Here is a 6,476-nt window from a genome sequence, read left to right as displayed (position 1 = left end):
GCTCGTCGCCCTCGGGATCTGGCAGGTCGAGCGCCGGGACCGGGGCCGCGCCGATTCGGGCCTCGACCCACGCGATCAGGTCGAGCTTCCATGCCCGGCGCTCGACCTGCCAGATCCCGAGGGCGACGAGCCCCGCGACCGCCAGCGCGCTCGCGAGGTTGAAGGCCGCCAGGCCGAGGCGGGACGTCCTCAGGGCTTGTGGTGCATCAGGTCGTGCGGCGACGTCGGCATCATGTTGGTGTTCAGGTGATACATCACCCAGATCGAGCCGGTCAGCGTGATCACGACGAGGGTCAGCGTGAAGATCAGGGCCAGGATCGTCCATCCGCCCTCGGACTTCGTGTTCATGTGCAGGAAGTAGATCATGTGGACCACGATCTGCACCACCGCGAAGGCCATGATGATCAGGCTGGTGTGCACGGCGTTGCCGAGCACGTCGCTCATCACCAGCCAGAACGGGATCGCGGTGAGGATCACCGAGAGCACGAAGCCGGTCATGTAGCTCTTGAACGAGCCGTGCGCCCCGGCCGGGTGGCCGTGCGCGTCGTGGCCGTGCGCGTCGTGGCCGTGACCGTGCGGTTCGGCGTGGTGCCCCGCCCCCGTCGCCGAGCTCATTGCAGCACTCCCATTAGGTACACGAAGGTGAAGACGCCGATCCAGACGACGTCGAGGAAGTGCCAGAACATCGACAGGCACATCAGCCGGCGCTTGTTCTCGACGATCAGCCCCTTCTGGGCGGTCTGCACCATCAGCACGATCAACCAGACGATGCCGAGCGAGACGTGCAGGCCGTGGGTGCCGACCAGGGCGAAGAACGAGGACAGGAAGGCCGAGCGCTGCGGCGTCGCGCCCTCGTGGATCAGGTGGGCGAACTCGTAGAGCTCGATGCCGATGAAGCACGCGCCGAACAGGCCGGTGATCGCGAGCCAGACCTGCATCGTCCGGACGTTGTCCTTCTCCATCTCCAGCATGGCGAAGCCGTAGGTGATGGAGGACAGGAGCAGCATGGAGGTGTTGAGCGCCACCAGCGGCAGCTCGAACAGGTCGCGCGGCGAGGGCCCGGCCGCGTAGTTGCGGCCGAGAACCCCGTAGGTGGCGAACAGCACCGCGAAGATGAGGCAATCGCTCATCAGGTACATCCAGAAGCCGAGCATGGTGCTCGACTCGTGGGCGTGGTCCTCGTCGAGGTAGAAGGCCGGAGCCTCGGTGCCCGGCGGGGCCGTGTCGGTGTGCATCATCGGCTCAGGCCCGTCCCGCCATCACGCTCGTCCGCTGCCCCTCGGCCCGCACCACGTCGGCGGCGGGGATGTAGAACTCGCGGTTGTAGTTGAAGGTGTGGATCACGGTGACGAGGAACATCGTCGCGAAGGTCGCGGCCGCGAGCCACCAGATGTACCAGATCATCGCGAACGAGAAGCCGATCGAGACCACGCCGAGGATCACGCCGGTGGCGGTGTTCTTCGGCATGTGGATCGGCTTGTAACCCTTGAGCGGGCGCTCGTAGCCGCGCTTCTTCATGTCGGACCACGCGTCGAGATCGTGGATGACCGGGGTGAAGGCGAAGTTGTAGTCCGGCGGCGGCGAGGCGGTCGACCACTCGAGGGTGCGGCCGTTCCAGGGATCGCCCGTGAGGTCGCGCAGCGCCTCGCGGTTGCGGATCGAGACCACGAACTGGACGATCATCGACAGGATGCCGAGCAGGATCAGCACCGCGCCGAAGGCGGCGATCACGAACCAGATCTGCAGCGACGGATCGTCGAAGTGGTTGGCGCGGCGCGTCACGCCCATCAGGCCGAGGACGTAGAGCGGCATGAAGGCGAAGTAGAACCCCACCGTCCAGAACCAGAACGACATCTTCCCCCAGAACGGGTCCAGCTTGAACCCGAAGGCCTTCGGGAACCAGTAGGTCACGCCGGCGAAGCTCCCGAACAGCACGCCGCCGATGATGACGTTGTGGAAGTGCGCGATCAGGAACAGCGAGTTGTGCAGCACGAAGTCGGCCGGGGGCACGGCGAGCAGCACGCCGGTCATGCCGCCGATGGTGAAGGTGACCATGAAGCTCACGGTCCACATCATCGGCAGCTCGAACCGGATCCGGCCGCGATACATCGTAAACAGCCAGTTGAAGATCTTCGCGCCCGTCGGGATCGAGATGATCATCGTCGTGATGCCGAAGAACGAGTTCACGTCGGCGCCGGAGCCCATCGTGAAGAAGTGGTGCAGCCAGACGAGGTACGAGAGGATCGTGATGACCACGGTCGCGTAGACCATCGAGGCGTAGCCGAACAGGCGCTTGCCGGAGAAGGTCGAGGTCACCTCCGAGAAGATGCCGAACGCCGGCAGGATGAGGATGTAGACCTCCGGGTGGCCCCAGATCCAGATGAGGTTGAAGTACATCATCGGGTTGCCGCCGAGGTCGTTCGTGAAGAAGTGCGTGCCGACGTAGCGGTCCATCGACAGCAGGGCGAGGACGGCGGTGAGGATCGGGAAGGCCGCCGTGATCAGCACGTTGGTGCAGAGCGAGGTCCAGACGAAGATCGGCAGCTTCATCATGGTCATGCCCGGCGCGCGCATCTTCACGATGGTCGCGATCAGGTTGATGCCCGAGAGCAGCGTGCCGATGCCGGCGATCTGCAGCGCCCAGATGTAGTAGTCGACGCCGACGCCCGGGCTCATGTCCGCGCCTGAGAGCGGCGGATAGGCGAGCCAGCCGGTGCGGGCGAACTCGCCGACGAACAGCGAGGCCATGATCGTCATGGCGCCCGAGACCGTCATCCAGAAGCTGAAGTTGTTGAGGAATGGGAAGGCCACGTCGCGGGCGCCGATCTGCAGCGGCACGACGTAGTTCATCAGGCCGGTGACGAACGGCATCGCCACGAAGAAGATCATGATCACGCCGTGCGCCGTGAAGATCTGGTCGTAGTGGTGCGGCGGCAGGTAGCCCTCGTTGGCGCCGAACGCGACCGCTTGCTGCGCGCGCATCATCAGCGCGTCGGCGAAGCCGCGCAGCAGCATGACGAAGGCCAGCACGATGTACATCACGCCGATCTTCTTGTGGTCGACCGAGGTCAGCCAGTCCCGCCAGAGCGGGCCCCAGAAGCGGTAGTAGGTGATCGCGCCGAGCACGACGAGGCCACCCAGCGCCACCATGGCGAAGGTCACCTGAAGGATCGGCTCGTGGTAGGGGATGTCTTCCAGCGAGAGCCGTCCGAAGACGAGCTTCTGGAGATCCGGATTGGAGAACATGGGTTCGATCCGTTGAGGGTGGTTCGGCGGCGGGGCGCCGGTCCTACTTGTTGTTGAGCTGCGACGGGGCGACCGAGTCCCGCTCCGGCGCCGGCATCTGGTTCTCGGGTTTCGTTCCGTTTTCGTGGACGTGCGGGTTGTTGCCGTCGGGCTTCATGCCCTGCGGCTGCTCCTGGCCGTGCGGAGTGCGGCCGGACGCGGGTGCTGTGGCGCCCGGCGCCTCGTCGCCCTGCTCGATGTGGCGGTTGTCGTAGCGGAGGCGCTCGCGGTTCTCGGTGGAGTCCTTGCCGGCGCCGCCCTTGGCGTCGATGGTCATCATCTCGCTCATGCACATCTTGCCCGGCACGGCGCACATGTTGACGATGGTGTCGAACAGCCCGTCGGCGACGGACTTGTAGTACTTCACCGGCTCGGCCTCGCTCGGCTTCTCGAGCTTGAGATAGTCCTCGCGGGTGAGGTCGGAGCCCTGCGCCTTCGCCTTGGCGACCCAGGCGTCGAACCCGGCATCGTCGAGGCCATGGAACTTGAACGTCATCCGCGAGAAGCCGGTGCCGCTGTAGTGCGAGGACAGGCCGGCATACTCGCCCGGCTTGTTGATCACCGCGTGGAGCTGCGTCTGCATGCCGGGCATCGCGTAGATCATCCCGGCCAGCGCGGGGACGTAGAAGGCGTTCATCACCGAGGAGGCGGTGATCTTGAAGTCGATCGGCCGGTCGACGGGGGCGGCGAGCTCGTTGACGGTGGCGATCCCGTATTCCGGGTAGAAGAATAGCCACTTCCAATCGAGGGCGACGACCTCGACGGCGAGCGGCTTCACGCCGGCCGCCACGGGGCGGCTGGAGTCGATCCGCCGGAGCGCCCGGAACGGGTCGAGGGTGTGGGTGCTGATCCAGGTGAGCGCGCCGAGCGCGATGATGATCAGCAGCGGCGCCGTCCAGATCACCACCTCGAGCTGGGTCGAGTGGTGCCAGTCCGGATCGTAGGGGGCCGACTCGTTGGTCGCCCGGTAGCGCCAGGCGAAGATCAGCGTCAGCGCGATCACCGGGAGCACGATCAGCAGCATCAGCCCGACCGAGGCGAGGACGAGGTTCCGCTGCTGCAGGGCGACGTCGCCCGAGGGCTGCATCACCACGAGGTTGCAGCCGGCGAGCAGCCCGGAGAGCGACACGGCGCAGAGGCCGCGCAGGAGCCGGGCGGCCGTGCGGGCCGGGGGACGGGAAGGTGAGGCGGAGCGTGCCACGGCGATCAACTCGGTTTGCCTGGCCGGCGGGCCCTGGGGCCGTTCGGCGCGAACATGTATCGGAACGGGGTGAGGGACGACGCGGGCCTCCCGACTACATCTGACGCATCTCGGAACGGTCGAGGGTGAGGGCAAGGAGCGATGCCGCCGCACCCGAGAGCAGGTAGAGGCCGACCATCCACAGCCCGTAGCGGGACGAGAGCCAGAGGACGACCAGCGGGGCGAAGCCTGCGCCGAACAGCCACGCCAGATCCGAGGTCAGCGCCGCGCCGGTGTAGCGGTAGCGCGCGCCGAGCCGCGCCGTCACCGCGCCGGCGGTCTGGCCGTAGGCGAGGCCCATCAGCATGAAGCCGATGGTGACGTACATGGTCTGGCCGATCGCGCTGTCGCCGAACACCAGGGGCGCGATGATGCTGCCGAGAGCGAAGACGGCGATCAGGCCGGAGCTGAGCAGCAGCGCGTTGCGGCGGCCGATCTGGTCGGCGATCAGCCCGGAGGCCGCGACCGCGCCGGCGCAGACGATGGCGCCCGAGCACTGCACGATCAGGAACTCGCCGGGCGAGCGATCGGTGAACAGGGTCAGCCAGCTGATCGGGAAGATCGTCACGAGGTGGAACAGCGCGAAGGCGGCCAGCGGCACGAAGGCGCCGATCCACACGTCCACCGCATGGTGGCGCACCACCTCGATCACCGGCACCGGCTCGAGCCGGCCCTTCTCCATCAGGCGGACGAACTCGTCGGTCGCCACCAGCCGCAAGCGGGCGAACAGCGCCACGACGTTGATGGTGAAGGCGCAGTAGAACGGAAAGCGCCAGCCCCAATCGAGGAAGTCGGCCGAATCGAGGTTGACGAGGAAGAACGAGAACAGGGCGCTGGCGACGATGAAGCCGAGGGGTGCGCCGAGCTGGGGGATCATCGCGAACCAGCCGCGGCGCTCGCGCGGGGCGTTCAGCGCCAGGAGCGAGGCGAGCCCGTCCCAGGCGCCGCCGAGCGCGAGGCCCTGGAGGATGCGCAGGCCGGCCAGCAGCCAGATCGAGGCGTGGCCGATGCTGGCGTAGCTCGGCAGGAAGCTCACCGCCGCGGTGGCGCCGCCGAGCATGAACAGCGCGATCGTCAGCTTGACGCCGCGGCCGTGCCGCCGGTCGACGGCCATGAAGATCACCGAGCCGATCGGCCGGGCGATGAAGGCGAGGGAGAACACCGCGAAGGAGTACAGCGTGGCCGTGAGCGCATCCGGCTCGAACGAGAAGAACACCTTCGGGAACACCAGCACCGAGGCGATGCCGTAGACGAAGAAGTCGAAATATTCCGAGGCCCGGCCGATCACCACGCCGGCCGCGATCTCTCCCGGCGCGACCTTGTGGTCGGTCGAGACGAGGTGCGCGTCGCGCTCGAGGGGCGAGGAGTTTGCCAGGGCGGGCTCAGGGATCATGTCGGACAGCCGGCTTGCTCGATGACGACGGTGACGCGGTGCGGCGATCGACGCGAGGCGTGCGCCGGGACCGCGACCGGAAGGTATCCGCTCAGGGCCGTCGGTGACACCGCCGCGTAGTCGCAGGCCGATCAGGGCTGTCCCGGCTGATAGCGCAAGGCTGCGCGATGGTCTCCCTTGAATCCGGCATGTCCATGCCGTCCCGGACGCATGACCACGTCTGTCCCACGTCTTCGTCGTGTCACGCAGGAGCCGCGACGCAGCCGGATCAGCGGGCGTTCTGCGGGACGTCGACCGTGAGCATCGGCAGCGTGATCGTGCCGGCGGGCGCGGGCGGGCTCGCGAGCAGCGCGAAGGCGGCGACGCTCAGGGCGAAGCCGAAGGCCAGCAGCGACGTTTCGAGGCCGTGGTAGAATGCGTCCATCGCCCGAGCTCCGACCTCGCGTCAGGGGGCGATGATCGCGCGGGTGGGTTAAGCGAACCGTAACGTCCGCCCGCCCGGCTTCCCCGGGGGAAGGCCGGCGGGCGGACGTTACGGTTCGCTTACCCCCCCCGCGC

Annotated in this window: 7 protein-coding genes; all 7 read right to left on the bottom strand. The window is 67.1% G+C overall.

Features of this window, described 5'->3' with window-relative positions:
• Nucleotides 1–172, bottom strand: a 172-nt coding sequence (locus FV223_RS17195; protein ID WP_281407450.1) for an SURF1 family cytochrome oxidase biogenesis protein, incomplete at its 3' end; no start/stop codon positions are given.
• A gap of 17 nt (nt 173–189) precedes the next feature.
• Nucleotides 190–615, bottom strand: a complete 426-nt coding sequence (cyoD, locus tag FV223_RS17190) for a cytochrome o ubiquinol oxidase subunit IV (RefSeq protein WP_147728170.1) — start codon at nt 613–615, stop codon at nt 190–192.
• Nucleotides 612–1,238 carry a cytochrome o ubiquinol oxidase subunit III gene (cyoC, locus tag FV223_RS17185; RefSeq protein WP_147728169.1) on the bottom strand — a complete coding sequence of 209 codons (627 nt, stop codon included), beginning with the start codon at nt 1,236–1,238 and terminating at the stop codon, nt 612–614. Before cyoC ends, cyoD begins: the two co-directional genes overlap by 4 nt.
• A 4-nt stretch (nt 1,239–1,242) precedes the next feature.
• Nucleotides 1,243–3,246, bottom strand: coding sequence for a cytochrome o ubiquinol oxidase subunit I (gene cyoB, locus FV223_RS17180; RefSeq protein ID WP_147728168.1), 2,004 nt, complete (start codon nt 3,244–3,246; stop codon nt 1,243–1,245).
• Nucleotides 3,247–3,289: 43 nt separating this feature from the next.
• The gene (gene cyoA, locus FV223_RS17175) at nt 3,290–4,432 is read right to left on the bottom strand and encodes a ubiquinol oxidase subunit II (RefSeq protein ID WP_187274830.1); all 1,143 of its coding nucleotides are present in this window, start codon (nt 4,430–4,432) and stop codon (nt 3,290–3,292) included.
• 148 nt (nt 4,433–4,580) lie between these two features.
• Entirely contained in the window at nt 4,581–5,918 is a 1,338-nt protein-coding gene (locus tag FV223_RS17170) for an MFS transporter (protein ID WP_147728166.1), read from the bottom strand.
• 268 nt (nt 5,919–6,186) lie between these two features.
• The gene (locus FV223_RS30545) at nt 6,187–6,342 is read right to left on the bottom strand and encodes a hypothetical protein (protein WP_187274828.1); all 156 of its coding nucleotides are present in this window, start codon (nt 6,340–6,342) and stop codon (nt 6,187–6,189) included.
• Between the last annotated feature and the right edge of the window lie 134 nt (nt 6,343–6,476).

The sequence above is a fragment of the Methylobacterium sp. WL116 genome (assembly GCF_008039455.1).
Classification (GTDB): Bacteria; Pseudomonadota; Alphaproteobacteria; order Rhizobiales; family Beijerinckiaceae; genus Methylobacterium.
This window is presented reverse-complemented; position numbering and strand designations above follow the sequence as displayed.